The sequence below is a fragment of the Lysobacterales bacterium genome (genome assembly GCA_016703225.1).
Classification (GTDB): Bacteria; Pseudomonadota; Gammaproteobacteria; order Xanthomonadales; family Ahniellaceae; genus JADKHK01.
In genome coordinates this window covers 281,189-307,236 of the sequence record JADJCM010000003.1, presented here as the reverse complement: position 1 = coordinate 307,236, position 26,048 = coordinate 281,189, and the positions used below count along the sequence as shown (strand labels likewise).

20 protein-coding genes and 1 tRNA gene are annotated in these 26,048 nt (G+C 65.2%); 9 read left to right on the top strand and 12 right to left on the bottom strand.

Annotation, left to right across the window (positions count from 1 at the left end):
* Nucleotides 1-36: 36 nt before the first annotated feature.
* The 4 genes from cyoE to IPG63_14540 form a co-directional block, all read right to left on the bottom strand.
* Nucleotides 37-924, bottom strand: coding sequence for a protoheme IX farnesyltransferase (gene cyoE / locus IPG63_14555; protein ID MBK6728433.1), 888 nt, complete (start codon nt 922-924; stop codon nt 37-39).
* 108 nt (nt 925-1,032) lie between these two features.
* The gene (locus tag IPG63_14550; GenBank protein MBK6728432.1) at nt 1,033-2,733 is read right to left on the bottom strand and encodes a cbb3-type cytochrome c oxidase subunit I; all 1,701 of its coding nucleotides are present in this window, start codon (nt 2,731-2,733) and stop codon (nt 1,033-1,035) included.
* 11 nt (nt 2,734-2,744) lie between these two features.
* Nucleotides 2,745-3,284, bottom strand: a complete 540-nt coding sequence (locus IPG63_14545; GenBank protein ID MBK6728431.1) for a cytochrome C oxidase subunit II — start codon at nt 3,282-3,284, stop codon at nt 2,745-2,747.
* 55 nt (nt 3,285-3,339) lie between these two features.
* Nucleotides 3,340-3,489 carry a hypothetical protein gene (locus IPG63_14540; GenBank protein ID MBK6728430.1) on the bottom strand — a complete coding sequence of 50 codons (150 nt, stop codon included), beginning with the start codon at nt 3,487-3,489 and terminating at the stop codon, nt 3,340-3,342.
* 201 nt (nt 3,490-3,690) lie between these two features.
* Between IPG63_14540 and IPG63_14535 the strand changes: the two genes are divergently transcribed.
* Nucleotides 3,691-4,119 (top strand): COX15/CtaA family protein, encoded by a 429-nt coding sequence (locus IPG63_14535; GenBank protein MBK6728429.1) that lies wholly within the window; start codon nt 3,691-3,693, stop codon nt 4,117-4,119.
* Nucleotides 4,065-4,601, top strand: a complete 537-nt coding sequence (locus IPG63_14530; GenBank protein MBK6728428.1) for a COX15/CtaA family protein — start codon at nt 4,065-4,067, stop codon at nt 4,599-4,601. Before IPG63_14535 ends, IPG63_14530 begins: the two co-directional genes overlap by 55 nt.
* 1 nt (nt 4,602) lies before the next feature.
* Here IPG63_14530 and IPG63_14525 read toward each other — a convergent pair whose 3' ends face one another.
* Complete coding sequence (locus IPG63_14525) at nt 4,603-5,010, bottom strand: RNA-binding S4 domain-containing protein (protein ID MBK6728427.1); 408 nt, start codon at nt 5,008-5,010, stop codon at nt 4,603-4,605.
* Nucleotides 5,011-5,227: 217 nt separating this feature from the next.
* Between IPG63_14525 and phoB the strand changes: the two genes are divergently transcribed.
* The 5 genes from phoB (at nt 5,228) to cysK (ending at nt 12,002) form a co-directional block, all read left to right on the top strand.
* The gene (phoB, locus tag IPG63_14520; protein MBK6728426.1) at nt 5,228-5,917 is read left to right on the top strand and encodes a phosphate regulon transcriptional regulator PhoB; all 690 of its coding nucleotides are present in this window, start codon (nt 5,228-5,230) and stop codon (nt 5,915-5,917) included.
* A gap of 17 nt (nt 5,918-5,934) precedes the next feature.
* Nucleotides 5,935-7,263: a phosphate regulon sensor histidine kinase PhoR gene (gene phoR, locus IPG63_14515; GenBank protein MBK6728425.1), complete on the top strand. Its 1,329-nt coding sequence runs from the start codon at nt 5,935-5,937 to the stop codon at nt 7,261-7,263.
* A gap of 55 nt (nt 7,264-7,318) precedes the next feature.
* Nucleotides 7,319-9,382: a polyphosphate kinase 1 gene (gene ppk1 / locus IPG63_14510; GenBank protein MBK6728424.1), complete on the top strand. Its 2,064-nt coding sequence runs from the start codon at nt 7,319-7,321 to the stop codon at nt 9,380-9,382.
* 2 nt (nt 9,383-9,384) lie between these two features.
* Nucleotides 9,385-10,890: a Ppx/GppA family phosphatase gene (locus tag IPG63_14505; GenBank protein MBK6728423.1), complete on the top strand. Its 1,506-nt coding sequence runs from the start codon at nt 9,385-9,387 to the stop codon at nt 10,888-10,890.
* A gap of 176 nt (nt 10,891-11,066) precedes the next feature.
* A complete protein-coding gene (gene cysK / locus IPG63_14500) occupies nt 11,067-12,002 on the top strand; it encodes a cysteine synthase A (protein MBK6728422.1) in 936 nt (311 codons plus the stop codon).
* 8 nt (nt 12,003-12,010) lie between these two features.
* On the opposite strand, the gene IPG63_14495 is transcribed toward cysK, so the two are convergent.
* Together IPG63_14495 and gltB are read right to left on the bottom strand one after the other, a co-directional pair.
* A complete protein-coding gene (locus IPG63_14495; GenBank protein ID MBK6728421.1) occupies nt 12,011-13,489 on the bottom strand; it encodes an FAD-dependent oxidoreductase in 1,479 nt (492 codons plus the stop codon).
* Complete coding sequence (gene gltB, locus IPG63_14490) at nt 13,486-17,952, bottom strand: glutamate synthase large subunit (protein ID MBK6728420.1); 4,467 nt, start codon at nt 17,950-17,952, stop codon at nt 13,486-13,488. Before gltB ends, IPG63_14495 begins: the two co-directional genes overlap by 4 nt.
* 210 nt (nt 17,953-18,162) lie before the next feature.
* Here gltB and IPG63_14485 point away from each other — a divergent pair, with 210 nt between their 5' ends.
* Entirely contained in the window at nt 18,163-18,495 is a 333-nt protein-coding gene (locus tag IPG63_14485) for a hypothetical protein (GenBank protein ID MBK6728419.1), read from the top strand.
* A gap of 83 nt (nt 18,496-18,578) precedes the next feature.
* Here IPG63_14485 and IPG63_14480 read toward each other — a convergent pair whose 3' ends face one another.
* The 4 genes from IPG63_14480 to rnr all read right to left on the bottom strand — a co-directional run bounded on the left by IPG63_14480 (nt 18,579) and on the right by rnr (nt 22,566).
* A complete protein-coding gene (locus IPG63_14480; protein ID MBK6728418.1) occupies nt 18,579-18,860 on the bottom strand; it encodes a hypothetical protein in 282 nt (93 codons plus the stop codon).
* On the bottom strand, nt 18,850-19,146 hold the full coding sequence (locus tag IPG63_14475) for a BrnT family toxin (protein ID MBK6728417.1): 297 nt from the start codon (nt 19,144-19,146) through the stop codon (nt 18,850-18,852). The genes IPG63_14480 and IPG63_14475 overlap by 11 nt, the downstream gene beginning before the upstream one ends.
* Before the next feature lie 91 nt (nt 19,147-19,237).
* Nucleotides 19,238-19,978, bottom strand: coding sequence for a 23S rRNA (guanosine(2251)-2'-O)-methyltransferase RlmB (gene rlmB, locus IPG63_14470; GenBank protein ID MBK6728416.1), 741 nt, complete (start codon nt 19,976-19,978; stop codon nt 19,238-19,240).
* Entirely contained in the window at nt 19,975-22,566 is a 2,592-nt protein-coding gene (rnr, locus tag IPG63_14465) for a ribonuclease R (protein MBK6728415.1), read from the bottom strand. The genes rlmB and rnr overlap by 4 nt, the downstream gene beginning before the upstream one ends.
* A gap of 45 nt (nt 22,567-22,611) precedes the next feature.
* Between rnr and IPG63_14460 the strand changes: the two genes are divergently transcribed.
* A tRNA-Leu gene (locus IPG63_14460) sits at nt 22,612-22,696 on the top strand.
* 202 nt (nt 22,697-22,898) lie between these two features.
* On the opposite strand, the gene IPG63_14455 is transcribed toward IPG63_14460, so the two are convergent.
* The gene (locus IPG63_14455; protein MBK6728414.1) at nt 22,899-26,003 is read right to left on the bottom strand and encodes a type I restriction endonuclease subunit R; all 3,105 of its coding nucleotides are present in this window, start codon (nt 26,001-26,003) and stop codon (nt 22,899-22,901) included.
* Nucleotides 26,004-26,048 lie beyond the last annotated feature (45 nt).

The window sequence follows — 26,048 nt, the reverse complement described above, 5'->3', positions numbered from 1 at the left end:
ATCGCATGACAGACACGTTCCGGCATGGAGAAGGCGTCAGGCCACCGCCCGGTCGACGCAGGCGGCAATCAGCAGCAGCGAGAGCTGCAGCAACGAGGCATGGAAACTGCGCATCGCTTCACCGCGTTGCGGCTGGCGCATCAGCTGAAAGGCGCGCCACAGGAAGTAGAAGCCACCAGCGAGCGCGCCGGCCAGATAGATCGGCCCCAGACCGAAGGCCGCCGGCAATAGCGAAGCGGCCACCAGCAGCACGGTGCTGACGAAGACGGTGGTGGCGGCGCGTGGCACCCCGACGACCACCGGCAGCATCGGCACGCCCGCTGCGGCGTATTCGTCGCGATTGGCGATCGCCAAACTCCAGAAATGCGGCGGCGTCCACAGGAACAACACCAGCGCGAACAGCAGCGGGACCGGCGCCAGTTCAGGCAGTACCGCTGCGCCACCGGCGAGCACCGAAAAACTGCCGGCGAGGCCGCCGATGACGATGTTCCATGCAGTGCGCCGTTTCAGCCACACCGTGTACACCACGCCATAGAACAGCGCCCCCAGGAACACGAACGCAGCCGAGACCGGATTGACGTAGAACCATGCGGCAGCGACCGCGAGCAGGAGCATCAGCGCCATCGGCAACAACCACAGGCGCGAGTGCGGCAACGCCCCGGTGACGAAGGCACGACGCCGCGTGCGCGCCATGCGGTGGTCCTGATCGGCCTCGAAATACTGATTGAACATGCCGGCGCTGGCCGAAGCCACGAGCACCGAGAGCGCGAGCACGAGCGTGGACTTCAGGCCCGGATAGGCGCCGGGCGTGACCAGCATGCCGACCAGCGCGGTCAGCATGATCATCACGCCGATGCGCAACTTCATCAGTCCGAGCACTTCACGCAGCAGGATCGGTAGCGAACGCGCGCGTGTTGCAGGCATCGGGTTCATCACCGACCTCCAGAAAAACCGCGGCATTCCCGGCCGCTCCATTGCACCTTGGAAAATGCGACGGGCCCGGAGCTTGGCTCCGGGCCCGTCGCCGATTGCTTAGCTCAAACCCCACAACTGCGACAGATACTTCCAGTTGATGAAGTAGTAGAGGACGAACGCGACCAGGAAGATGATCGCCAGCACGAAGCTGCCCGGAGCGACCAGACCGCTCGAACCGTAGGTCTGCACTGCCGCCGCCGGAGCGGTGACCGGCACCGGGGTCGGCGCCGACGACACCTGGCCCTGGTCAAGCCTCTTGCCCCACAGCAGCGAGCCGACGGTGACGTAGATGTAGATGGCGCCGCCGACGATCGCGGCGATGCCCATCACGCCGACCAGGCCCATCATCATGTACGCGGCACCCGGCCACTCATAGGCCAGCGCCGAACCCTGGAACGCCATGTCCCAATGGCGACGCGAGACGCCGAGCGTGCCGGCACCCATCATCACCAGGCAGAAGCCGTACATCGACAGACCGAACAGGTAGGGCTGCCACTTGGCCAGCGTCGGCGCGATCATCTCGCGCTTGAACAGCACCGGGATCAGGAAGTAGGTCAGCGCCATGAAACTCAACATGGTGCCGATCACCACCGTGGCATGGAAATGACCCGGGACGTAGATGGTGTTGTGGATGATCATGTTCAGCTGTTCGGTGCCCATCATCACGCCGGAGATGCCGCCGAGGAAACCGAAGCCGATGATCGAGATGAACACGCCGGAGAAGGTCGGGTTGCCCCAGGGTGCCTTGCGCAGCCACTCGAACAGGCCCTTGTTGTAGCCCTTCTGGCGCTGCGCCACTTCCATCGCACCGGGAACGGTCAGGCCGTGGATCATCGACGCCAGCACCGCGAAGTACATGAAGTACGAAGTGTTGACGACCTTCCACTCGGTACTCATGCCCGGATCGGCGAGCAGATGGTGCGCGCTCGCCAGTTGCAGGAACAGGATGTAGAGCAGGAAGGCGCCACGGCTGACGCGCTCGGACATCGGGCGCGCACCGAACGCGATGGCGGCGACCGCGTACCAGATCGAGATGTGCGCAGAAACGTTGATCTGCTGCGACGAATGACCGAAGGCCCACCAGATCGTACGGTACACGAGCGGGTCAACCGCATCGATCACGCCGATCGAAAGCAGGAAGGTCGGCACCAGGATGATCGCGCCGGAGACGATGGTGAACACCGCGATGATCGTCGCCGTGATTGCACCGAAGGTAACCAGCGGCACCGAACCCTGGTAGGTCTTCTCGGCCTTGGCCACGACCAGCGTGCCGAGGAACACGAAGCAGGCGATCAGGGCACCGACCGCGAACAGGATCAACCCGAGGTAGAAGTGCGGCGCGGCCATCATCGGCACGTAGGAGGTCATCATCACGCTTGACCCGCCCTGGTAGACGGCGACGTTGTTCATCACCGCGCCGATCACCATCAGCACGAACGCGGCCCACGCGATCTTGGGCGTGGCCAGTCGGCAGCGCAACAAGGTCGAGGAACAGAAGTACAGCACCGCGATCTCGAAGAAGATGATCCAGAAGATCAGCATGTCGATGCCGTGCGCGGTCAGCACCTGATAGAAGGTGTCGGCCTCTAGCCAGTGGATGCTCGGCCAGCGCGTCAGCACGACGCCGACGGCGAGAATGCCGCCGATGAGCAGGAATACGACCGCGGCCACGGCGTTGGCGAGCATCAGCTTCTCAGCCTGAGACTCGAACTGCAGTCCCGAACGCGGGCAGGTCCGATAGGTTGTTGCGATAGACATGTCCGGGTTCCTCACTTGACGTAGATGCGACCGACCATCGTGTGATGGCCGATTCCGCAATACTCGTTGCACACGACGGAGTAGGTGCCGCTCTGGTTCGGCGTCACCGTCACCACATGCTCATAGCCGGGAACGATCTGGATGTTGATGTTCGCCGGCTGCAGCGAGAACCCATGGTTGTAGTCCAGCGAGGTGAGGTGCAGGCGGTAGGTCTGCCCCTTTTCCAGCTGCAGGATCGGCCAGAAGTTCCACAAGCGCGCGATCATGTAGACGTCGCTGCCGACCGGCGGTGCAACCACCGGATACTGGCCGTCGACCTCGGTGCGCACGGTGTATTGGTCGACCATCGCCTGCGCCTTGGCGGTGAACTGCTCGGGCGTGGTCTTGTAGGTCTCGGTCGACAGGTTCTGGCCGCCGTACATGTGCCAGTACACCATCATGAAGAACATCACCATGGACCAGACGAAGGCGATGCCGATCCACATCCCTTCGACCCGGTCGATTGGATGCTTCCACCAAAGTCGTTCAGCAGGCGGCGAAATGGCAGTCATGATTGATAACCCCCAAGGAAATCAGAAATATTGGATTGGTGTGACCGGACCCGCGTCACTTCGCGAGCGGAATGGTGAGGATGTCGTACACGCCCCAGACGGTGTAGACCACCATCGGCACCATCACTCCGATGAACAGGAGCAGAAACGGATTGTCCAGCAGCTTCTGCATCATCGGAACGGGTTCGTTGTCGTCATGGCTCATTGGCAGGCTCCTCTCGCGGGTGCGGCGAGCTTAGCGGCCCTGCGACGATCTGTCGCAGGGGGCGTCGCGGCCATATGATCTAGATCAATTGGCCGATTTCCGTGCCTCGCGCGAGCCGTCAGCGGCGATTCCGGATGCTTGCCGCAGCTGCCCGCCGCACCAGTACCATGGCCGACCGCCACGGCCCGGATGCCCCGCACGATGCCCACGATCAACCCGCGCCAACACACCGTTCGGCGCCTGGCCCTGCTCAGTTTCGTGCTGGTGCTGGTGGTGACCACGCTGAGCGCCTACATGCGCCTGAGCGCGGCCGGACTCGGCTGCGCCGACTGGCCGAACTGTTACGGCGCGTCGCTGCGGGCCGACGCGGAACCGGTGGTCGCGCAGGCCGGGGTTTTGCTGGCACGCATGCTGCACCGACTCGCTGCGGTCACCGTGCTGGTGCTGGCGCTGACCATGGCAGCGGCCAGCTTCCTCGCCAAGCCGCGCCTGCGGCGCGAAGGCTGGATGGCGCTCGGCTTGATCGTTTTGGCGCTCGGACTGGCGGTGCTCGGCCGCTTCACCCCGGCGCGAAGTTGCCCGCAGTCGCAATCGGCAACGTGCTCGGTGGCTTCGCCATGCTGCTGCTGAGCTGGCGCATCCATCAAGGCGCCGGACCGGCGGCGCGCTGGTCGCCAGCGGCACTCGCCCTGATGCTGTTGCTGCTGGCCCAGATCGCGCTCGGTGTGCTGGTCAGCGCCGGCTACTCGGGCCTGAGCTGCACCGGTTTCCCGGGCTGCGGCCAAGAATTCGACGCTTCGCTGGCGCTACTCGACCCGACCCGCGTTCCGGTGTTCGACCCGACCCCGCCGATCCATCCGCGAGGCGCGTTCTCGCACCTGCTGCATCGCGTTCTCGGGCTCGCCGTCGCGCTCACTGCGCTGTTCGTGGCGATCGGCTCCTGGCGCCGCGGCCTGCGCACACCGGCGATGATCCTGGTCGCACTGCTGACCCTGCAGATCGCGCTCGGCCTGATCCTGGTCTTCGCCGCCCTTCCGCTGCTGCCGGCGGTCGCCCACAACCTGCTCGCCGCGCTGATGCTGGCCGCAGCCAGCCAGCACGCGCGCCGCTGAATCAGAACGCGTCGATGTCGCCCAGCGCGCGGATCAGTCGTCGCGCCTTCTTGTCCGGCTTCGAGTCCGGCGCCTGGTAACCGGCGCGCTCATCGCGCCGCCGCGCCGCCGCGCTCTCGCGCTGCGCTCGGCTTTCCTCGCTCTCCGCATACAAAGCCTGCGCCACCGCCGCCGGACCGCGCCGCTCGTCCAGCCCAAGCACCCGCAGCTCGAACCGCTCCTCGCCGCGACGCAGCACCAGCCGATCACCCACCCGCACCGCCTTCGCCGCCTTCCCCGCCACCTGCCCCTGCACTTCCACCCGCCCAGCCTCGATCGCCTGCTTGGCCAGGCTCCGCGTTCTGAAGAAGCGCGCCGCCCACAGCCAAACATCCAGCCGTACCTCTGCCGTGACCTCCAGGCTCACCACGGCCGATACCTCGCCACATCAATACCTTGGCCCATCCTCATCTTCGCTACCATCGCCGCTCGTGATGCGCACGGCGGCATTGTAGAGATCGCACGCGGACTGTGTTCGCCGGCCGCAGATGACGCCAGACACTTCTACAATCACCTCTCCCGCCACGTCACGAGAGAGTCACAATCCTGTCGTCTAATGCCGACAGCGAGATTGCAGCTTGGAAGCCATGCTGAAGCAAATCCTGATCGTCGAAGACGAAACCGCGATCCGTGACATGGTCGGGCTGGCGATTTCACGAGCGGGCATGCAGGCGGTGCATGCGGCCGACGTGCGTGCGGCACAGGAGGCAATTGCGAACAAGGTGCCGGACCTGATCCTGCTCGACTGGATGCTACCCGGAGTGAGCGGCATCGACTATGCGCGGCGGCTGCGTCGCGACGACCTGACGCGCTCGGTACCGGTGATCATGCTGACCGCGCGCGGCGAGGAGAACGACAAGGTCAGCGGGCTCGATGCGGGCGTCGACGACTACGTGGTCAAGCCGTTTTCGGCACGCGAGCTGATCGCCCGCATCAAGGCGGTGCTGCGCCGTGCGCAAGGCGACGGCGAGGACGGCAGCGTCGAGATCGGCGGGTTGCGCATCGACGGGCCCGCGCATCGAGTGTTCGCCAACGACCAGCCGGTCGCGATCGGGCCGACCGAATATCGACTGCTGTATTTCTTCATGACCCACGCCGACCGCGTCTACGCGCGCGGGCAATTGCTCGACCATGTCTGGGGCGGCAACGTCTACGTCGAGGAACGCACCGTGGATGTGCACATCCGCCGCCTGCGCAAAACCCTGGAACCGTTCGCCAAGGAAAACCTGGTGCAGACCGTGCGCGGAGCCGGCTATCGCTTCTCGGCGATCGCCTGAACCGCTAGCGTAGGCGCATGCCCGGGCCCAACCTCAGCGTTCTGCGTTCGCATGCCTGGCAGGTGTCGATCGGTCGCCTGCTGCTGCTGGTCGCCGCTGCCGTCCTCGTCGGCTATCTCGGCGACCACGTCCAGCTGGCGCTGATCGTCGCGCTCAGCTGCTATGCGTTGTGGTCGTTGCATCACCTGCTGCGCATGCAGCGCTGGTTGCTGGCGCGTACGCGGCTGCCGCCGCCGTCGGGCATGGGCGTATGGAGCGACGTCGCCGAGTTCGTTTTCCGCCGCCACCAGGCCAGTCGCCAGCGCCAGCGCCGCCTGGTGCGACTGCTGCGCGCCTATCGCGAGGCTGCAGCGGTGCTGCCCGATGGCGTCGTGGTGCTGAGCCCGATGCGGCAACTGGTGTGGTTCAACGCCTCCGCCGCGCGCCTGCTCGGGCTTGACGCGCAGCGCCACCGCGGCGTCATCCTCGACCGCCTGCTGCGCAATGCGCAGATCCTGGCGTGGCTGCGCACCGCGCGTGCGAATGATCCGCTGATCGATGTACCGTCGCCGGCGCTACCCGAGGTGCGCATGAGCATGCGCCTGATCCCGTATGCGCAGGACCAGTGGCTGCTGGTGGTGCGCGATGTGTCGGTACTGCTCAAGCTGGAACAGGTTCGACGCGATTTCGTCGCAAACGTCTCGCACGAATTGCGCACGCCGCTCACCGTGCTGCACGGCTATCTCGACCTGATCGAAAGCGACCGCGACCCCGAACTGGATGGCATGGTGCGCGAAATGCGCAAGCAGTCGCTGCGCATGACCCGTATCGTTGAGGATCTGCTGACGCTGTCGCGGCTCGATCACCAGTCCGAGTCCGAGGACGAAACCGTCTCGATGGCAGCGATGCTGGCCGGGCTCGAGCGCGATGCCAAGGCGTTGTCGCAGCAGCAGCATGAGATTCGCGTCGAGTCCAGTTCCATGCGCAACCTGCGCGGTTCGGAGAAGGATCTGCACAGCGCCTTCGGCAACCTGGTCGCCAACGCGGTGCGCTACACCCCGGCGGGTGGTCGCATCGTGCTGCGCTGGTTCGACGAGGACGGCGGCAGCTGCTTCGCCGTGCAAGACAGCGGTCAGGGCATTCCCGCCGAGCACCTGCCGCGCATCAGCGAACGCTTCTACCGCGTCTCGACCAGCCGCTCGCGCGAAAAGGGCGGCACCGGGCTTGGCCTGTCGATCGTCAAGCACGTGCTCGGCCTGCACCAGGCGCGGCTCGATATCCGCAGCGAAGTCGGTGTCGGCAGCACCTTCTCGGCCCACTTCCCGCCGCATCGCGTGATCGCCACGGATGGCCGCGACGCGGCGTGAGCCGGTTGCGGCTGCGCCTCGCTATGCTTGCCCCCTTCCGTTTTGGGCCCCAACCATGAGCACCAGCCGCGACCTGCGCGATCCCGCGCTCTACATCAACCGCGAGCTTTCGCAGATTGAGTTCAACTTCCGCGTGCTGGCACAGGCGCAGGACCCGGCGACGCCGCTGCTGGAGCGCGTGCGTTTCCTTTGCATCTGCTCGTCGAACATCGACGAGTTCTTCGAGATCCGCATCGCCGCGCTCAAGCTCGGCGGCACCACTGTCGGCCCGGACGGACTGAGCACCCTGGAAACGTTGCAGCGTGTGCGGGCACGTGCTCTGGAATTGCTCGAAGAGCAGTACCGCCTGTGGAACCGCACGCTGCGCCCGGCGCTGGCCGCCGAGGGCATCCAGGTGCTGCTGCGCGACGAGTGGAACGCCAAGCAGCGGCGCTGGCTGCAGGGCTATTTCCAGAACGAGATCCTGCCGGTGCTGTCGCCGCTCGGGCTCGATCCCGCGCACCCGTTCCCGCGCATCCTCAACAAGAGCCTGAACCTGGCGGTGCTGCTCAAGGGCAAGGATGCGTTCGGGCGCGAAGGCAACATGGCGCTGGTGCGGGCGCCGCGCTCGCTGCCGCGCGTGATTCGCCTGCCGGCAGAACTGTCCGATGGCTCGCAGGACTTCGTGCTGCTGTCGGGCGTGCTGCAGGAGTTCGTCGAAGAACTGTTCCCGGGCATGCAGGTGAAAGGTTCGTACCAGTTCCGCGTGACCCGCAACAGCGAGCTGTCTCTGGACGAGGACGAGACCGAGAACCTGGCACACGCGATGAAGGAGGAACTGCAGGAACGCGGATTCGCGCGTGCCGTGCGCCTCGAGGTGGCCGACGCGCTGCCGAAGACGACACTGAAGATCCTGATGGCCAACTTCGCCGTCGGTGAAGACGACGTCTATCGTTGCCAGGGACCGGTGAACCTCAATCGCGTGGTCGCGATCTACGACATGATCGACCGCCCCGACCTGAAGTTCCCGAAGTTCACGCCGCGCGTCGAGGCGCGCATCAACAACGTCCCGACCGTGTTCGACGCCATCCGCGGCGGCGACGTGCTGCTGCACCATCCGTTCGATTCGTTCGCCACGGTGCTCGAGTTCGTGCGCCAGGCCGCGACCGACCCCGGCGTGCTGGCGATCAAGCAGACGCTGTACCGCGCCGGCAAGGACTCGCCGCTGGTCACCTACCTGATCGAAGCGGCACGCGCCGGCAAGGACGTGACCGTGGTCATCGAGCTGCGCGCACGCTTCGACGAGGAAGCCAACCTCAGCCTTGCCGACCGCTTGCAGGAAGCCGGGGTACAAGTCGTCTACGGCGTGGTCGGATTCAAGACCCACGCCAAGATGATGCTGGTGGTGCGACGTGAAGCCAACGGTTTGCGCCGCTACGTGCATCTGTCCACCGGCAACTACCACGCCAGCACCGCGCGCACCTACACCGACCTCGGCCTGCTGACCTGCGACAGCGAGATCGGCGAGGACGTGCACAAGTTGTTCCAGCAACTCTCCGGGCTCGGCCCGGTGATCAAGCTCAAGCGCGTGCTGCAGTCGCCGTTCACGCTGCACAAGGCGCTGCTGGCGAAGATCGAGCGCGAGATCGAGCACGCGCGCCAGGGTCGGCCGGCGGCGATCCGCGCCAAGATCAACCATCTCAACGAAGCCGGCGTCATCCGTTGGCTCTACGAAGCATCGCGCGCCGGCGTGCAGATCTGCCTGAGCGTGCGTGGCACGTGCGCGCTGCGCCCGGGCATCGCCGGCGTCTCCGAGCGCATTCAGGTGCGTTCGCTGGTCGGACGCTTCCTCGAACACAGCCGCGTCTACTGGTTCCAGAACGGCGATGAGCCCGAGATCTTCTGCTCCAGTGCCGACTGGCTGGAACGCAACCTGCTGCGTCGCGTAGAAACCTGCTTTCCGATCCTCGACGCCGAACTCGCGCGCCGCGCCTACGACGAGGAGATCGACAACTACCTGGCCGACAACCAGCAGGCCTGGACACTGGATGCCGAGGGTCGCTACCTGCGCATCCAGCCGGGCGAAGCGATGCCGCATTCGGCGCAGCAGTCGCTGCTGGCCCGACTCTGCGGCGGCTGACCATGCACAGCGTGCTGCCCGAAGGCGAAGAACTGGCTGCGGTCGATATCGGCTCAAACAGCTTTCATCTGGTCGTGGCCCGCTACGAGCGCGGGCAGTTGCAGGTCATCGACCGCTTGCGCGAAGCGGTGCGTCTGGCCGCAGGCCTCGGCGAGGATGGATCGCTCAGCGCCGACAAGCGCCGCCAAGCACTGAACTGCCTGGCCCAGTTCGGGCAACGCATCGCGCACCTGCCCGACGACCGCGTCTGGGCGGTCGGCCCCCACACCGTGCGCAAGCCGAAGCCGCCGCGCGCGTTCCTGATCGCCGCCGAGAGCGCGCTCGGGCATCCGATCGAAATCGTCTCCGGACGTGAGGAGGCACGCCTGATCTACCTCGGCGTCGCGCACGGCATTCCAGAGAGCGGCAAGCGCCGTCTGGTGGTCGATATCGGCGGCGGTTCGACCGAGTTCATCATCGGCGAACGCTTCAGTCCGATCGAGCGCGAGAGCCTGCAGATGGGCTGCATCGCCTCGACCCTGAAGTACTTCCCGGACGGTGCCATCACCCGTCGCCGCTACGATGATGCGCGTACCGCGATCGCGCTCGAACTGCAGCAGTTCGCCACCGAGTACAAGGCGCGCGGCTGGAAGGAGTGCTGGGGTTCGTCGGGAACGATCAAGGCGATCGGCGACATTGCGCACAAGCTTGGCGAAAAGGACGGCACCATCACGCGCGCAGTGATGGACGAAATCCGCGACGCCATGGTCAAGGCCGGGCAAGTCGATGCGATCAAGCTGCCGACGCTCAGCGACGAGCGCCGCAGCGTGATTGCCGGCGGCGCGGTGATCCTGCACTCGGTGATCGAGACGCTCGGTATCAAGTCGATGCAGGCCTGCGAAACCGCGATGCGCGAAGGCCTGCTCTGGGACATGGTCGGGCGCGCCGAACACAGCGACCCGCGCGAGGCGACGATCCAGGCACTGTGCCAGCGCTACAGCGTCGACGAGACCCATGCCGAGCGCGTCGAACGCAGCGCGCTGACCATGTTCGATGCGGTTGCCGCAGTCTGGGGTCTGGACGAGAGCCATCGCACCTGGCTGCACTTCGCGGCGCGCGTGCATGAAGTCGGGCTCGCGATCGCGCACAGCCAGCACCACCAGCACGCCGAATACGTGCTCGCCAATTCCGATCTCGCCGGCTTCACCCGCCTCGAACAACAGGTGCTCGCCACCGTCGTGCGCGGGCACCGCCGCGGCGTTCCGGTGAATGCGCTGAAGGCACTTCCGTCACGCGCCGCGCCGTTCGCCGAGCGCCTCGTGATCCTGCTGCGCCTGGCCGCACTGCTGCACCGCTCGCGCGTTGACGAGCGCGTGCCCAAGCTCGCGATCGAAGGCGGCGAACGCACGCTGCGGCTATCGCTGCCGGACCGCTGGCTGCAATCGCATCCGCTCACCCAGACCGATCTCGAACAGGAACGGGACTACCTCGCGGCGATCGACTTCAGGCTGGTGGTGAAGACGATTTGAGGCGGAGAGCGTCCAGCTGAAGCTGGACCCACGGAGAGCGCGTCCAGCTGAAGCTGGACCCACGGAGAGCGCCCCAATGTGGGTCTGGCTTCAGCCAGGCTCTTTCGCGCGCCGAGAACAGTGTCCGGCTGAAGCTGGACCCACGCTAGGCTAGCGACCCCACCACGGAGGTCGCCATGCTTCACGACAGCATCCTCGACACCATCGGGCGCACGCCGATCGTGCGCATCCAGCGACTGGCGCCGGCCGGAGTCTCGATGTACGTCAAGATCGAGGCCTTCAACCCGATGTCCTCGGTCAAGGACCGGCTCGCGCTCGGCATCGTCATCGACGCCGAAGCGCGCGGCGTGCTCAAGCCCGGGCAGATGGTGGTCGAGGCGACCTCGGGCAACACCGGCATCGCGCTGGCGATGGTCTGCGCTGCACGCGGCTACCCATTCGTGAGCTTCATGTCGGAGACCTTTTCGGTCGAGCGGCGCAAGCTGATGCGCGCCTTCGGTGCCAAGGTGATCCTGACCACGGCGGCCGAACGCGGCAGCGGCATGGTGCGACGCGCACGTGAATACGCCGCCGAGCACGGCGCGTTCTTCGCCGACCAGTTCGAGAACCGCGCCAATCCGGCCTATCACCGCAACAGCACCGGCCCGGAAATCCTGAGCGACTTCGCCGGCAAACGCCTCGACTGGTTCGTCACCGGCTACGGCACCGGCGGCACCCTGACCGGCGCCGGCGAAATGCTCAAGCTGGCGCGCCCGGACCTGCGCATCTGCGTCGCCGAACCCGAAGGTGCGGCCCTGCTCAGCGGTCGCGAATGGGCTCCGCACAAGATCCAGGGCTGGACCCCGGACTTCGTTCCGCCGGTGCTGAACCGCGAAGTGTTCGACCACATCGCCACCATAGGCGACATCGAAGCCCGCGACTGCGCCCGCGACCTTGCCCGCCTCGAAGGCATCTTCTGCGGCCTGTCCTCCGGCGCCACCTTCGCCGCCGCACTCAAGGTCGCACGCGCCTCCGATCCAGGAACCGTGATCCTGGCCATGCTCCCCGACACCGGCGAACGCTACCTCAGCACCTTCCTGTTCGAAGGCGTCAATGAGGGATCGGACGAGTAGGTCCCCGGTCAGGCGACGCCGAGCAATTTCCCGATACTCGCCGCCGCCTCGCGGCCGTCGTGCACGGCGGTGACGACGAGGTCGGCGCCGCGGACGAGGTCGCCGCCGGCGAACAGTTTCGGGTTCGCGGTCTGGAACGGCAGGCGGCCGTTCTGGCCGACGAGCAGGCGCTGGTCGGGGGTCTGCTCGGGTGCGTGTTGCGTCAACCAATTGGCCGGGTCGGGACGGAAGCCAAAGGCGAGGAGCACGATGTCGGCAGCGATTACCGTCTCGCTGCCATCGACGATCTCGGGGCCGACGCTGCGCGAACCACTCGCCGCGGCGCGGGTCTCGACCACGCGCACGCCGGTGGCCTGCGCGTCGCCTTCGATCGCGAGCGGCTGGCGGTTGAACAGGAACTGCACGCCTTCGTCGCGCGCGTTCTTCACTTCGCGCTTGGAGCCCGGCATCGCCGCCTCGTCGCGGCGATAGATGCAGGTCACCTCACGCGCACCGAGGCGCACGGCGGTACGCACGCAGTCCATGCCGGTATCGCCACCACCGAGCACGACCACGCGCTTGCCGCGTACATCGATCTCCGGCGCCGACAGCGACCAACCCGCGATCGGCCTCATTGTGGGAGCGGCCTCCTGGCCGCGATCCTGTGCCTCGCCATGCAGCACGCGACGCCCATTCGCGACCAGAAACGGCAACGCCGGCAACACGCCGGCGAGTTGCTGCCCCGGCAACTGCGCATCGACGTACCGATACGCACCGGTGCCGGCGAACACTGCGTCGAATTCCGCGAGCAACTGGTCGAGCGTGCGATCGCGGCCGATCTCGACGCCGAGATGGAAGCGCACGCCCATGGCTTCGAGCACGGCACGCCGCGTCGCGATCACCTGCTTCTCCAGCTTGAACGGCGGAATGCCGAAGGTCAGCAGGCCACCGATCTCTTCGTAGCGATCGAACACATGCGCTTCGATGCCGATGCGTGCTAGTCGATCGGCGCAGCTCAAGCCGGCCGGCCCGGCACCGATGATGGCGACGCGCTTGCCGGTGGCGACCACGCGCGACAGGTCCGGTCGCCAACCCTGCTGGAAAGCTTCATCGACGATGTACTTTTCGACCGCGCCGATGGTCACCGCTTCGAAGCCGACGTTGATCGTGCAGGCACCCTCGCACAAGCGATCCTGCGGGCAGACGCGGCCGCAGATTTCCGGCAAGGGGTTGGTGCTGTGCGCGAGCTCGGCGGCTTCGAACAGGCGCCCTTCCTTGACCAGACCCAGCCAGTTCGGAATGTCGTTGTGCACCGGGCATTTCCACGAGCAGTAGGGATTGCCGCAGTCGAGGCAACGCGCGCTCTGCTCGAGCGCGCCCGGCGCGTCGAAACCGCCGTAGATCTCGTTCCAGCCGAGCACGCGCACCGGCACCGCCAGCTCACGCGGCGTGCGCCGCGGCACGTCGAGAAACTGGAACACGCCGGGCTTGCCGCCTTGCTTGCTCATGCCGCCCTCCCGAGGGTGTCGATCAGCGACTCGAGACTCGCCGCCTTCGGCTTCACCAGCCAGAACTTGCCGAGGTAATCGCGGTATTCGGTGAGCAGTGTGCGACCCCAAGCGCTCTCGGTCTCGAACACGTGGCGCCGCACCAGACGCTGCAGATGCTGCAGGTGATGTTCCATGCCTTCCGGCGAGAGCCGGAGGATATCGATCAGCTCGTGGTTGTAGCGATCGACGAAATCGCGTTCGAGATCGAGCACATAGGCAAAACCTCCGGTGAAGCCGGCACCGAAGTTCTGCCCGACGCGACCGAGCACCACGACGACGCCGCCGGTCATGTATTCGCAGCAGTGGTCACCGGCGCCCTCGACCACAGCGGTCGCGCCGGAGTTGCGCACCGCGAAGCGCTCGCCAGCACGCCCGGCCGCATACAACTCGCCACCGGTGGCGCCATACAGGCAGGTGTTGCCCATGATCGGCGTCTCGCGCGCGATGAAGCGTGCGTCGTGCGGCGGACGGATCACGATCTTGCCGTCGCACATGCCCTTGCCCACGTAGTCGTTGGCATCGCCTTCCAGATGCAGGTGTAGTCCACCGGCATTCCAGGCACCGAAGCTTTGCCCGCAGTGGCCCTTGAAGCGCGCATGGACCGGCTTGTCGCGCATGCCGTGGTTGCCGTGCTGGCGCGCGATCATGCCGGAGATGCGTGCACCGATGGCACGGTCGGCATTGCGAATCGTGTATTCGAATTCACCACCCAGCCTGCCGGCGATGGCGGCCGTCATGTCCGTGGCCATGCGCGTCGCGAGCACCGCCGGGTCGCGCGGCGGGTTGCGCGTTCCGGCGGCACAGCTGCGCACGTCGTCGAGCGCTGCATCCTCGGCCAGCAGCGGCTGCAGATCGAGACCCTGCTGCTTCTCGGTCTCACCTTCAAGGATGCACAGCAAATCGGTGCGCCCGATCAGGTCATCCAGCCGCGCTACGCCAAGTCGCGCCAGCCATTCGCGCGTCTCCATCGCGACGAAGCGGAAGTAGTTCATCACGCGCTCGGGCAGGCCGGTGAAATGACCCTCGCGCAGACGTTCGTCCTGGGTCGCGATGCCGGTGGCGCAGTTGTTGAGGTGGCAGATGCGCAGGTACTTGCAGCCGAGCGCGATCATCGGACCGGTGCCGAAACCGAAGCTGTCGGCACCGAGGATCGCGGCCTTGACCACGTCGAGACCGGTCTTGAGCCCACCATCAACCTGCAACCGCACCTTGCCGCGCAAGCCATTGCGGCGCAGCGTCTGGCGCGCCTCGCAGATGCCCATCTCCCATGGACCGCCGACATGCTTGATCGAGGAAATCGGGCTGGCTCCGGTGCCACCGTCGTAACCCGAAATGGTGATCATGTCGGCATAGGCCTTGGCGACGCCGGCAGCGATCGTGCCGATGCCGGCATGCGCCACCAGCTTCACCGAAACCAGCGCCGCGGGATTCACTTCCTTGAGGTCGAAGATCAGTTCGGCCAGATCCTCGATCGAGTAGATGTCGTGGTGCGGCGGCGGCGAAATCAGGCCAATGCCCGGACGCGCGTAGCGCAGTCGCGCGATCAGCTCGTTGACCTTGTGCCCCGGCAACTGGCCACCCTCGCCCGGCTTGGCGCCCTGCGCGATCTTGATCTGCAGCACCTCGGCATGGATCAGATATTCGGGGGTGACGCCGAAGCGGCCGGAAGCGACCTGCTTGATCTTCGACATTTTCTCGGTGCCGTGGCGCGCCGGATCTTCGCCGCCTTCGCCCGAGTTCGAGCGCCCGCCAAGTCGATTCATCGCGATCGCCAGCGCCTCGTGCGCCTCCGGCGACAAGGCGCCGAGCGACATGCCGGCGGAATCGAAGCGCGGCAGCAGCGATTCCAGCGTTTCGACCTGATCGATCGGCAGCGGCTCGCTGCGCAGGTTCAGTGCGAGCAGATCACGCAGGGCCGAGGCCGGACGCGTGTTCACGTGCTCGGCGTAGACGCGATAGTCGGCGTAGTCGCCGGTCAGCACTGCGCGCTGCAGACTCTGCACCACGTCCGGGTTGAACATGTGGTATTCGCCGCCGTGGCGATACTTGAGCAGGCTGCCAGCTTCGATGTCGCCAGCGGCTTCGAAGGCGAGCGCGTGCAGCGCGCGCGCGTCGGCCTCGAGATCGGCGAATCCGGCGCCGCCGATGCGGCTCGGCGTGTGCGCAAAGCACAGGCGGACGACCTCCTGCTTCAGGCCGATGATCTCGAACAGGCGTGCCCCTCGATACGAACCGATGGTGCTGATGCCCATTTTCGAGATGATCTTGAGCAGGCCTTTCTTGATGCCGCGGCGATAGCTGCGCCCGAGCTCGATCAGCTCACCACCGCGCTTGGGCTTGATCACCTTGCCGCGCGCCAGTTCGATCAGCGTCTGGTACGCGAGGTAGGGATAGACCGCAGTCGCGCCATAGCCGATCAGGCAGGCGAAGTGGTGCGGGTCGCGGGCGGTTCCGGTCTCGATGATCAGGTTGCACTCGCAGCGCAGGCCGACGCGCACCAGATGGTCGTGCACCGCACCGGTCGCGAGCAGCGCATGCAGGGTCAGCCATTGCGGCTGCGGATGCATGTCGCTCAGGATCACGATCACGGTGCCGGCGCGCACTGCCGCCTCGACCTGCAGGCACAAGTCGCGAATGGCCTGTTCGAGCCCGATCGATTCGGCGTAATGCAGCGGGAAGCGCTGGTGTGCGCTGGCAAACTCCTCGTGTGCCAGCATCTGCCGCAGCTTGCGTTGCGACAGCACCGGCGAGTTGAGCACGGTCTGGCGCGCGTTCTCCGGCGCCATCTCGAAGACATTGCCCTCACGCCCGATCTGGGTGACCAGGCTCATCACGCACTGCTCGCGCAGCGGGTCGATCGGCGGATTGGTGACCTGCGCGAAGGCCTGGCGGAAATAGTCGTAGAGCGAACGCGTCTGCCGCGACAGCACCGCGAGCGGGGTATCGTCGCCCATCGAGCCGATCGGTTCCTGCTCGGTCTCGGCGAGCACGCGCAACTGGTCCTCGCGCTCCTCGCGGGTCAACTGGAACAGCTTCTGATGACGATGCAGCGTCGGCGCGTCGAAAGGTTCGGTCGCAAGCGCGGGGTCGATCAGGTCCGAGATCAGGTAACGGTTGCCCTGCTTCAGCCAGCGCTTGAACGGCGCGCGCGCGCGATTGATCGAGTCGATCGCGGGCGAATCGAGGAACTCGCCGGAATACAGATCGACTGCGATCATCTCGCCGGGACCGATCTTGCCCTTGGCGGTGATGTCGGCGGCGTCGATGTCGTAGATGCCGGTTTCCGAACCGATCACCAGATGGCGATCCCGCGTCATCAGCCAGCGCGCCGGACGCAGGCCGTTGCGATCGACCGTGCAACCGGCATGGCGGCCATCGCACAGCACGATGCCGGCGGGGCCATCCCATGGGTCGATCGACAATGCGTGGTAGTCGTAGAACGCGGCCAGGTCGGGATCGCGCGCTTCGAGACTGCCGGTCGCAGGCGGAATCAGCACGCGCATCGCCTGCAGCAGGTCCATGCCGCCGGCGAGCAGCACCTCGAGCATGTTGTCGAGACTCATCGAATCCGAGCCGCTCAGCGACACCAGCGGCTTCAGCTCGCGCAGGTCGATCGCCGGTGTGCGCCATTTCGCGCTGCGCGCCTCGGCCCAGTGGCGATTGCCTTCGATGGTGTTGATCTCGCCGTTGTGCGCGAGCAGGCGGAACGGCTGCGCCAGCCGCCATTGCGGCGCGGTGTTGGTCGAGAAACGCTGATGAAAGGTCGCGAAGGCAGCCGCCAGCAATGGGTGCGCGAGATCCGGATAGAAAATACGCAGGCCGGCCGGCAGCACCATCGCCTTGTAGCCGAGACTGTGCGCCGACAGCGTGACGACGTAAAAATCGGCATCGTCGGCAAGGCGCATCTCGCTGCGCCGACGCGCCAGAAACAGCGCGCGCTGGAAGCTCGACTGGTCCATCGCCACCGTCGGCATCACGAACACCTGCTCCATGCGCGGCATGCTGGCCAGCGCCTGGGCACCGCAGGGTTCGCTATCGGTCGGCAGCTCGCGCCAGCCGGCGACGCGCAGCTCGACCCCGTGGCACTCGGCCTCGAGCACCGCACGTGCCGCGCTTGCGCGCGCGGCGTCCCGGCTCAGAAACACATTGCCGGCCGCGAAACTCGGGCCGAGGCGGATGCCCGTTTCGGCAGCGACATGGCGCAGGAATTTTTCCGGACGCTGCAGCAGCAATCCGCAGCCATCACCGGACTTGCCGTCGGCACCGACCGCGCCGCGATGCGCCATGCGCTCGAGCGCGGTCAGCGCGGCATCGATGAGCGCGCGTGAGGGCGCGTTGTCGAGATTCGCGATCAGCCCGAAACCGCAACTGTCGCGCTCGAAGCGCGGGTCGTACAAGCCTTGCCGAAGGTCTTCGCCCATATTGCCCCGCCACGCAAGCAGGCTCGACGCGGAAGTGCGTCGCCGCCGGAACCAGTGTGACTTCAGCTATACGGGGCCGTCGCTAGAGCCTTGGCTCTAGCGCCGATGAAAACGAATACAGGCGATGGCGGCGCGACCGGCGCGGTTGTGCGACAGCGGCGATTGGCCGAGGATCGCGCGGCGCGCATTGGCCCATCGGAGTGAATCGGCATGAAGCAAGACAAGGACGAGCGTGGCATCCATCGCACGTTCCGCCGCGTCGAGCGCCGCTTTCCCGGGCGCTTCGCGCATTTCCTGCGCTGGCTGCGCCAACCGGGCTCGCGCTGGGTGCGCGTTCCGCTCGCACTGCTGTTCAGCGTCGCCGGTGTGGTCGGTTTTCTTCCCGTCGTCGGCTTCTGGATGCTGCCGCTCGGCCTGCTGCTGCTCGCCCAGGACCTGCCCCTGCTACGCCGCCCGATGCGCCGCCTGCTGGTCTGCAGCGAACGCCGCTGGCGCAAGCGTCAGTGGGCGCGCAGTGGGCAACGCAAGAACGGCGCGCGCTGAGCGGTTGGCGGTTTCGCGCGGATCGACCATCCATCGTTCGAACATCCGGCAGTGCGTGTGGACCAACAGGCCTGCCGCATGGGTTACGCCGACGCTTCCTGCGCCGCTTCTTCGATCAATTTCGCCGATACGCCTCGCTTGCGCAACGCTTGAGCCAGGCGAGCGGCGGGGCCGAACAGGTGAGTCGATTCATCGCGGCGCAATCCTTCGCTCACATAGGCCTTGAGCAAAGCCTGATAACCGGTCATGCCCTTGTGTGGCGCGATGGCCTTGAGCGACTCGACGACGTCCACCGGCACGCGCAACGTGATGCTGGTCATCGCGCGGTCCTTCTTCATGCGAGCCTTGAGCTTGTCAGGAATCATGCTGATCGCGCTCCTGCTTGGTGGCCTTGCGAGCCGAGACGATGCGAATGTGGTCATCTTCGAATGCAACGTGCACGACAAACAACATTCGCCCCAGCGTGTCGTATCCGATTACTGCGTCGCGTGCTTCGTCGTTCCGGTCGGCATCGACAATCCGGAAGAAGGGATCGAAGAACACCTCGGCCGCTCGATCGAAGGTGATGCCGTCATGCTTCAGCGCATTCGCCTTGGCCTTGGCGGCATCCCAAACGAAACTCGTCCCGTTGAGTTCGAAACGAATGTCCATGGCGGCATCGTGCTCGCCTGTATGTACACTGTCAATACCCGATCATCGACCCGTTCAGCCGCGCATCGGCGGTCAACTTCCGCTTCGTCAATCAAGCCGCGCGCTGGCGCACGACTTCGAACAACGCCACGCCGGTGGCGACGGAGACGTTGAGGGATTCCATCGGGCCCGGCATCGGGATGGTGACGAGGAAATCGCAGCGTTCGCGGGTGAGGCGGCGCATGCCCTCGCCTTCGGCGCCCATGACGAGCGCGCAGGGGCCGCGGAAGTCGGTCTGGTGGATCGACTGCGTGGCCTCGCCTTCGAGACCGCTGATCCAGACGCCGGCTTCCTTGAGCACGTCCATCGCCCGCGCCAGGTTGGTCGCGCGCACGATCGGGATGCGGTCGGCGGCACCGGCCGAGGAGCGACGCACGGTCGCGTTCAGCGGCGCCGCGCGGTCCTTGGGCACGATCACCGCGGTGACCTTGGCCGCGAGCGCACTGCGCAGGCAAGCGCCGAAATTGTGCGGGTCGGTGATCTCGTCGAGGATCAGGAACAGCGCTTCGCTGCCCGCCGCCTCGATCAGGGCCGGCAGGTCCTTCTCCGACTTCGCCGCCGGCGCGTTGTAGAACGCGACCACGCCCTGGTGGCGCTCGCCGCCGCAGAGCTTGTCGAGTTGCGCCATGTCGCGCGCATGCACCTTGATGTCGAGCTCGCGCGCCTCGTCGACCAGGCGCTTCAGGCGCGGGTTCTTGGCGGCATCGGCGACCATGATCTCGACCACGTTGCCGGCGTCATGTTTCATCGCCGCTTCGACGGCGTGGATGCCGGCGAGGATGTCCTTGCTCATCGTTTCTTCTTCCCTTGTCCCTGGCGCGCATCGCGCCCCTGTTCCGCGCGCGGCGCATGCACCGCAGCCGGGCGCTGGCCCTGCACCTGCGGCGGTGGCACCAGGCGCAGATCGACCTTGCGCTCTTCCATGCTCGCGCGCAGCACCTGCACACGGATGCTGTCGCCGAGGCGGAAGCGCAGGCCCTGGCGGTCGCCGACCATTTCGCGACGAACGGCATCGAAGTGGTAGTAGTCGTTCGGCAACTGGGTCACGTGGATCAGGCCGGTGACGCCGGTGTCGGCGATGCCGACGAACAGTCCGAACGAGGTGACGCCGCTGATGATGCCGTCAAACTCGGAACCGACGTGTTTGCTCATCCACGCGCACTGGTAGCGCTCGTTCACTTCGCGCGAGGCTTCATCGGCACGACGTTCGCGCTGCGAGCAGTGCTGCGCGCGCGCCAGCATTTCGCTCGGGCCGGCTTCATAGTTCGCGGCCTTGCCGCCGTTCAGCACATGGCGGATGGCGCGATGCACGAGCAGGTCTGGGTAGCGCCGGATCGGCGAGGTGAAATGCGCGTAAGCATCGAGCGCCAAGCCGAAGTGGCCGTTGCAGTCCGGGTGGTAGACGGCGAGGCTCTGCGAGCGCAACAGCACCTGTTCGAGCAGCAGCGCATCCGGGCGCTTGCGGATCTTGCGCAGCAGCGCGGCATAGTCGCCCGGCTTCACCGATGCATGCGGCGGCAGGCTCAGCGAGAACTCGGCCAGGAAGGCCTGCAGTTCCTCGAACTTCTCTTCCGGCGGCGACGGATGCACGCGGTACGGCGCCGGCACCTTGGCCTTGTTCAGGAATTTCGCGGCCTCGACATTGGCCGCAATCATGCATTCCTCGATCAGCTTGTGGGCGTCGTTGCGCGCCTGCGGCTGCATCGCCAGCACTTCGCCGGCGGCACCGAGCGAGAACTTCACTTCCTGCGATTCGAACTCGATCGCGCCGCGCTCGCTGCGGCGCTTCACGAAGGCCTTGTACAGGTCGTGCAGGTGCTCGAGGTGTGGCAGCAGGTCGGCCATCGCCGCGCGTTCGTCGGCATCACGCTCGCCGAGCGCACGCCAGACGCGGGTATAGGTCAGGCGGGCGTGCGAGCGCATCACCGCCGGATAGAAGCGCGAGCGCGAGACTTCGCCTTCGGCACTGACGGTCATCTCGCAGACCATGCACAGGCGTTCGACGTTCGGGTTCAGCGAGCAGATGCCGTTCGACAGGGTCTCGGGCAGCATCGGCACGACGAAGCCGGGGAAATACACCGAGGTTGCGCGATCGAACGCCTCGCGATCGAGTTCGCTGCCGACCGGCACGTAATGCGAGACATCGGCGATCGCGACCAGCAGTCGCCAGCCGCCGCCCTTGCGCGGTTCGCAGAACACGGCGTCGTCGAAGTCGCGCGCGTCCTCGCCGTCGATGGTCACGAGCGGCGTGTCGCGCAGGTCGACGCGCATCTCGCGGTCCTGCTTGCTCACTTCCGGTTCGACGCGTTCGGCTTCGCGCGTCACTTCGATCGGCCATTCATGCGGCAGGCCATGCGATTCGATCGCGACGCGCACGATCAGCGACGCGGTCAGCTTCTCGCCAAGCACGGCGACGACGCGCCCGAGCGGCGGACGTTCCTTGGTCGGCGGTTCGACGATTTCGGCGACGACGATCTGGCCGGCGACGGCACCGCCACGCTGGTCGGGCGGGATCAGCAGGTCCTGGTTGAGGCGACGATCGTCGGGAATGACGATGCCGAGGCCGCGGCGCTCGTCGAAACGGCCGACGAGGCGCGGGCGACGTCGCTCCAGCACTTCCGCAATCGCGGCTTCGCGACGGCCGCGACGGTCGATATTGGTGACGTTCACCAGCACGCGGTCGCCATGCATCACCGCGCGCATTTCGTTGGGCGGAATGAACAGGTCGTCGCTGCCGTCGTCCGGTTTCAGGAAGCCGAAACCGTCGGGATTGGCGATCACCGAGCCGGCGATCAGGTCGAGCTTCTCGGCCACGCCGTAACCGCCGCGGCGGTTCACCAGCAACTGGCCGTCGCGCACCATCGCGGTCAGGCGGCGCGTGAGTGCGTCCAGCCGTTCTTCGTCGCGGTAACCGAGCTTGATCGCGATGCGCTCGACCGTCATCAACTCGGCCGACTCGCTCAGGAACTGGATGATGCCTTCGCGCGACAGGATCGGATTCTCATAACGCAGCAATTCGCGCTCGCCCTGCGGATCGGCATACCGACTGCCACGCCGCTTGGGCGGTGTGCCACTGGGCGCGATGCTCTTTCCGGCCACCGACGCCCGCTCACCCCGCACCGGCGCCATCACCAACACATCCGGCAACCACGGCGCCGCCTTCTTCGGCTTCGCCCCCGGCTTGCCCCCGCGCGCGCCCACCGGCGCACCTACTCCAGCACCCACCCGCTTGCCCGGCCCGCGCGCCCGCCGATCACCCGCCCCGGCCCCGCCCGCGCCCTTGCCACTGCCACGTTTCGTCACTGGTCGCTCCCGATCATGCGCACATGGTAAGCGCAATGGCCGCGCAGCGCCGCGCGCGTTGACAAATCCCACCACCATCCTTAGAGTGCGCGCCCTTGCACGATTTCAGTCGCGCAAGCACCTGCCCAGGTGGCGGAATTGGTAGACGCACTAGTTTCAGGTACTAGCGGGGCAACTCGTGGAGGTTCGAGTCCTCTCCTGGGCACCATGTTCAAGACACCACGCCGGCCTTGTGCCGGCGTTGTTGTTTCTGCGGCCCGCTCTCCATCCCTCCAACCTTCATGGAGGAAGCGTAGGAGCGCCCTCCCGGCGCGATGCCTCGATACCACAGCCCCACGGGCGTCGACCCGCAGAGCGGGGAGCGGGTTCCTGGGTCTCGATCCTGACCCACTGCTCAGATGAGCCTCGGGTCAGCCTCTCCCTGAATCCTGCTCGCTGGCTGAAATCGAGTCGTAGATCGCCTTCGACAGTACGGCGAACGCAGCACTACCGAACTCCTTGTCGTCCATGTAGCGAGTGACGATCTTGTCGTTGTCGGCCATGCGCTGAATCATGAGATTCTCGATCAGCTGCCTCAGGCCCAACTGGAACTTGTCGAAGGGATTCGCGCGGCGAAGCTGGATGACCTGTTCGTTGCTGGATGCCTTCTGGCGGATCTGCTCGAAGAAGAAGCGATCTTCGTCGGTGAAATTCGTGCCGAAGCGCTCGTTCAGGATCTGGATGATTTCCGACAAGGGCACTTTTTCGTCCTTCGACCTGCCCGTACCGACGTCGGTGGGACTCTTGACGCCCTCGGGGTCGCCGTCGCGCAGCGTGATCTCGCCGGAGTAGATGCGCTGCAGACGGTAGTACTGCAGGCCGACTTCGTCGCCGAGCTTCACTCGTTCGATGTCACGGTCGAGCGGCAAGTGCGGCAGCAGAAACCGCCCATAGCTGTAGAGCATTTCCAGCGCCGGATCGCCGTACGGCATGATCTGGCTCATGAACGAGTAGATGTTGACGAAGCCGCTCAACTTCTCGCGGAATTCACCGCGCTTGGGTTCATCCGTCATGGCCTTGAACCGATCCACCGCAGGTTGAAGATGGAGTTGCATCCCCGCGTGATCCTGGGCGCTTTGCAGCGCCAAAGGCTTGTAGAACACGCGAGCGAACGCCTCGACCTCACTCCAGTAATAGACCTGCAAGGCGTCCAACTCATGCTTCAGCTTTTCCAACTGCTGCGGGTCTGAACCTTCCTGCAAGCTCGTCGCGTCGTAGTAGGGCTTGAAGGCGCGGTAGACGTCCTCGGCCTCGTTGACGAAATCCAGCACAAACGGTGTTTGCTTGCCGGGGATCATCCGATTCAAGCGCGAGAGCGTTTGCACAGCCTGCACGCCATCAAGTCGCTTATCCACGTACATAGCGCACAGCAATGGTTGGTCGAAGCCGGTCTGGTACTTATTAGCTACCAGCAACACTTGATAGTCGGGCGAGGCGAATCGCTCGGGCAGCTGCTTTTCGCTGATGCCCTTTCCGCTCACGCAATCCATGTTCATGCCCGTCTCTGTGTACTCGAGACCGGTTTCCGGGTCCTTTACTGTCCCACTGAAGGCAACGAGCGGACGAACCTCGGCAATCTTGTTTTCCTCGATGTAACGCTGGAACGCGTTCATGTAGCGCACTGCGTGCAATCGAGACGACGTGACCACCATCGCCTTCGCTCGCCCTCCGAGATGGCTCTTCACCTTCTGGCGGAAGTGTTCCACCATCACTTCGGTCTTCTGCTCGATATTGTGTGGATGCAGACTCATGAACTTGGCGAGCGCCCTCGCTGCCTTCTTCTTGGGCAGATCGGGATCGTTCTCCACCGCTTTCACCAGCCGGTAATACGTGGCGTAGGTGGTGTAGTTCTTCACGACGTCGAGAATGAATCCTTCCTCGATCGCCTGGCGCATGGAGTAGAGGTGGAACGCCTCGGGCAGTCCGCTCGCACCCTTGCGCCCGAACAGTTCTAGCGTCTTGCCCTTGGGCGTCGCAGTGAAGGCAAAGAAGCTCAGATTGGGCTGTCTACCTCGCGACTGCATCACCTGATTCAGGCGATCTTCCCAATCTGGCTCTTCCTCCGGGTTCTCGTTGCTGGCCGACGTGCCAAGGATCGCCTTCAACTCCCGCGCCGTCTCGCCGCTTTGACTGGAGTGTGCCTCATCGACGATCAGCGCATAGCGTCGCTTGGCAATCTCTGCCTGCCACTTCGCCGCCTCCGACTTCTGTTCGTCGCTGGCTTGTTCCTGGCTCTCCGCGCCAGCAGCATGGAGCAGCCCGCGCAGCACGAATGGAAACTTCTGCAGCGTCGTGATGACGATCTTGGTCCCGTCAATCAGCGCCGCCGCCAATTGCTTCGAATCCTGATCGATTGCTTTCACCACGCCTTGCGCGTGTTCGATCTGATAGATCGCATCCTGCAGCTGCCGATCGAGCACTTGGCGGTCGGTGATGACCACGACGCAGTCGAAGACTTTCACATCGTTCCTGTCGTGCAGGGACGCCAAACGATGCGAGAGCCATGAAATGCTGTTGGTCTTGCCGCTGCCGGCAGAGTGCTGAATCAGGTAGTTTCGTCCCGGCCCTTCATCGCGGCTGGCTTCGACCAGCTTTCCCACGGCGTCAAATTGGTGAAAGCGCGGGAAGACCATCGTCTCTTTCGTGACGACGCGGTGTCCGCCGCGCTCGTCGTCCACCTTTTCCGTTTTCGTTTCAAGAAACAGGTAGTGGCCAAGGAGGTCCATGAAGCTCGCGAACTGGAGCACGTCTTCCCAGAAGTAACCGGTGCGATAACCCGACTCGTGCTGTGGATTTCCCGCACCACAGATGATCTTTCCCGGATGGCTGCCGCGGTTGAGCGGCAGGAAAACAGTCTTCTCTCCCGCCAGCCGCGTGGTCATGTGGACTTCATCGGGATCGGCAGCGAAATGCACCAGCGCACGCTTCTTGAAGTCGAACAACGGCTCACGTGCGTCGCGGTCTTCCCGATACTGCCGCACGGCGTGCCGCCAATTCTGGCCGGTGCCGGGATTCTTCAACTCGATCGTAGCGACAGGTAGTCCGTTCACTGACAGCACGATGTCCAGCGTACGGTTGTCCCCGCGATGACACGGCACTTGGCGCGTCACCGTGAGCTGGTTCTTGTTGAACAACGCGAGCACTTCGTAGTTCGCACCGTGTGCGGGCTTGAAGTACGCGAGTCGAAACGTCTTCCCGTAGAACTTGAATCCGTGCCGCAACACATGCAGCGCACCCTTGCCGTCCAGCTCCTTGACCAACGCGGTGAGCAGCAGCGCCTCCAACCCGGCCGCGTGCAGGGCCCGCATCTCCGCCCAAAGCTTCGGCTGCGTCTCTTCGACAAACGCAAACACTCGCGCCGGAAACAACGCCCGCTCCTTGTCCCACTCCGCATTGCTGCCGGACTTCCATCCGCCGCGCGTCAGCAGAATTTCTTCAACGTAGGTCTCGAAGGCCTTTTCGTTCGTTTGGGGCATGGAATCAAATTGCCGTCAAAAGAGCTGGCGAAGGGTTAAGGCGGT

Excerpts from the sequence above, each read along its gene's own strand:
- cyoE (MBK6728433.1), bottom strand. The coding sequence starts at position 924 with ATGCCTGCAACACGCGCGCGTTCGCTACCGATCCTGCTGCGTGAAGTG.
- IPG63_14550 (MBK6728432.1), bottom strand. The coding sequence starts at position 2,733 with ATGTCTATCGCAACAACCTATCGGACCTGCCCGCGTTCGGGACTGCAG.
- IPG63_14545 (MBK6728431.1), bottom strand. The coding sequence starts at position 3,284 with ATGACTGCCATTTCGCCGCCTGCTGAACGACTTTGGTGGAAGCATCCA.
- IPG63_14540 (MBK6728430.1), bottom strand. The coding sequence starts at position 3,489 with ATGAGCCATGACGACAACGAACCCGTTCCGATGATGCAGAAGCTGCTG.
- IPG63_14535 (MBK6728429.1), top strand. The coding sequence starts at position 3,691 with ATGCCCACGATCAACCCGCGCCAACACACCGTTCGGCGCCTGGCCCTG.
- phoB (MBK6728426.1), top strand. The coding sequence starts at position 5,228 with ATGCTGAAGCAAATCCTGATCGTCGAAGACGAAACCGCGATCCGTGAC.
- phoR (MBK6728425.1), top strand. The coding sequence starts at position 5,935 with ATGCCCGGGCCCAACCTCAGCGTTCTGCGTTCGCATGCCTGGCAGGTG.
- ppk1 (MBK6728424.1), top strand. The coding sequence starts at position 7,319 with ATGAGCACCAGCCGCGACCTGCGCGATCCCGCGCTCTACATCAACCGC.
- IPG63_14505 (MBK6728423.1), top strand. The coding sequence starts at position 9,385 with ATGCACAGCGTGCTGCCCGAAGGCGAAGAACTGGCTGCGGTCGATATC.
- cysK (MBK6728422.1), top strand. The coding sequence starts at position 11,067 with ATGCTTCACGACAGCATCCTCGACACCATCGGGCGCACGCCGATCGTG.
- IPG63_14495 (MBK6728421.1), bottom strand. The coding sequence starts at position 13,489 with ATGAGCAAGCAAGGCGGCAAGCCCGGCGTGTTCCAGTTTCTCGACGTG.
- gltB (MBK6728420.1), bottom strand. The coding sequence starts at position 17,952 with ATGGGCGAAGACCTTCGGCAAGGCTTGTACGACCCGCGCTTCGAGCGC.
- IPG63_14485 (MBK6728419.1), top strand. The coding sequence starts at position 18,163 with ATGAAGCAAGACAAGGACGAGCGTGGCATCCATCGCACGTTCCGCCGC.
- IPG63_14480 (MBK6728418.1), bottom strand. The coding sequence starts at position 18,860 with ATGATTCCTGACAAGCTCAAGGCTCGCATGAAGAAGGACCGCGCGATG.
- IPG63_14475 (MBK6728417.1), bottom strand. The coding sequence starts at position 19,146 with ATGGACATTCGTTTCGAACTCAACGGGACGAGTTTCGTTTGGGATGCC.
- rlmB (MBK6728416.1), bottom strand. The coding sequence starts at position 19,978 with ATGAGCAAGGACATCCTCGCCGGCATCCACGCCGTCGAAGCGGCGATG.
- rnr (MBK6728415.1), bottom strand. The coding sequence starts at position 22,566 with ATGGTGGTGGGATTTGTCAACGCGCGCGGCGCTGCGCGGCCATTGCGC.
- IPG63_14455 (MBK6728414.1), bottom strand. The coding sequence starts at position 26,003 with ATGCCCCAAACGAACGAAAAGGCCTTCGAGACCTACGTTGAAGAAATT.